Below are 1,704 nucleotides of genomic sequence, written 5' to 3'. Positions count from 1 at the left end.
ATGTAGGCACGGCCAAGCCGGTGGTGCGTGCCCGCCAGTCGCTGGCGGGTGATGGGCTGCAGGTGATGGTCTACGCCGCCGACCAGGCCGACCTGTTTGCACGCATCTGCGGCTACTTCGACCGTGTGGGTTTCAGCATCCTCGATGCGCGGGTGCACACCGCCAACAACGGTTATGCGCTGGACACTTTTCAGGTCGTGGCCTCTTCGGCATCGGAGCAACCAGGGCACTACCGTGAGCTGACCCACATGGTGGAGAGCGACCTGATGCGCGTGATCGAGGAAGGCGGCCCTTTGCCAGAACCCACCCGCAAGCGGGTGTCACGCCGGGTCAAGAGCTTTCCGGTAGCGCCCCGGGTGACCTTGCGCCCCGACGAAAAGGCGCAGCGCTGGCTGCTGGCTATCTCGGCCAGCGACCGTGCCGGTCTGCTCTATCTCGTGGCTCGCATCCTGGCGCAGCACCACCTGAGCGTGCAACTGGCCAAGGTCAGTACCCTGGGCGAGCGGGTGGAAGACACCTTTCTCATCCAGGGCCCAGAGCTGCAAAACAACGCCCGCCAGATCCAGATCGAGACCGAGCTGCTGCAGGAACTGTCGTCCTGACCGCGCAGGGATAGGCCCAGGAGAGGATCCCTATCAGTCGTCTTCGGTGGCACTGATCTCCGGGAACAGCACCTCGGTAAAACCGAACTGCGTGAAATCACGCACCCGCATGGGATACAGCTTGCCGATCAGGTGGTCGCATTCGTGCTGTACGACACGCGCATGGAAGCCATCTACCGTGCGGTCAATGAGGTCGCCGTACAAATCGAAGCCTGTGTAGCGGATGCGCGACCAGCGGGGCACCTTGCCGCGCAAACCGGGCACGGAGAGGCAACCCTCCCAGTCTTCCTCTTCTTCTACCCCCAGGGGCGTGATCACCGGGTTGAGCAGTACGGTGGGCGGCACAAGCGGCCGATCCGGATAGCGCGGATTGCGGTCGTTGGAACCAAAGATCACCAGTTGCAGATCTACCCCAATCTGCGGCGCGGCAAGGCCGGCTCCGTTCACGGAGGCCATGGTCTCGAACATATCCCGCACCAGCTGATGCAACTCGTCAGTGTCGAACGCAGTGACAGGCTGCGCCACGCGCAGCAGGCGGGGGTCGCCCATTTTCAAAATGGTGTGGATGGTCATGAAATATGAGACAGGCTGGGAGACAAGGCACAGACCGCCAAATTGGCAGCAGGGTGCCCAGCATATCGCGCCATGCGGCTTCAGGTTGGCGCGTGGGTTTGCGAACCGATGCAGTCAGTTTTGTGGATTCGGGACAATTTTTGTGTATATAATCTAAGTCTTGTTCCTCGATAGCTCAGTCGGTAGAGCGCCGGACTGTTAATCCGTAGGTCCCTGGTTCGAGCCCAGGTCGAGGAGCCAAGAATTTGCAGGCCCTGCATGAAAAAAGCGGGGCCTTTTAATTAGTCAGTTGATAGATACCGATCATTCCTCGATAGCTCAGTCGGTAGAGCGCCGGACTGTTAATCCGTAGGTCCCTGGTTCGAGCCCAGGTCGAGGAGCCAATTTGAAAAAGCCCCACACTTTCTGAGTGTGGGGCTTTTTTGTTGGCCGAAACCCTATTACGCAGCGCGCCAGTGCGTGCCAGACAATAGTGCCTTTGCGACACACACCCGCATGCCCCCGCAGCTCCCCTGGCTCGAACCTGACG

Annotated in this window: 1 protein-coding gene, 2 tRNA genes and 1 pseudogene; 3 read left to right on the top strand and 1 reads right to left on the bottom strand. The window is 60.3% G+C overall.

Going from position 1 to position 1,704, the window contains the following annotated elements; translation table 11 throughout:
* A pseudogene (locus tag DBR23_RS14460) lies at positions 1-602 on the top strand (bifunctional uridylyltransferase/uridylyl-removing protein); the annotation flags it as partial.
* 33 nt (positions 603-635) lie between these two features.
* On the opposite strand, the gene def reads toward DBR23_RS14460, so the two are convergent.
* On the bottom strand, positions 636-1,175 hold the full coding sequence (gene def / locus DBR23_RS14455) for a peptide deformylase (protein ID WP_108498717.1): 540 nt from the start codon (positions 1,173-1,175) through the stop codon (positions 636-638).
* A gap of 164 nt (positions 1,176-1,339) precedes the next feature.
* Here def and DBR23_RS14450 point away from each other — a divergent pair.
* Both DBR23_RS14450 and DBR23_RS14445 read left to right on the top strand, forming a co-directional pair.
* Positions 1,340-1,415, top strand: a tRNA-Asn gene (locus DBR23_RS14450).
* 67 nt (positions 1,416-1,482) lie between these two features.
* Positions 1,483-1,558: transfer RNA gene (locus DBR23_RS14445), tRNA-Asn, on the top strand.
* Positions 1,559-1,704: the final 146 nt, after the last annotated feature.

The organism is Acidovorax sp. HMWF018 (genome assembly GCF_003061035.1).
Classification (GTDB): domain Bacteria; phylum Pseudomonadota; class Gammaproteobacteria; order Burkholderiales; family Burkholderiaceae_C; genus Acidovorax; species Acidovorax delafieldii.
The sequence above is the reverse complement of the archived record's forward strand: the minus strand, read 5'-3'. Positions and strand labels throughout refer to the sequence as shown.

Excerpts from the sequence above, each read along its gene's own strand:
- def (WP_108498717.1), bottom strand. The coding sequence starts at position 1,175 with ATGACCATCCACACCATTTTGAAAATGGGCGACCCCCGCCTGCTGCGC.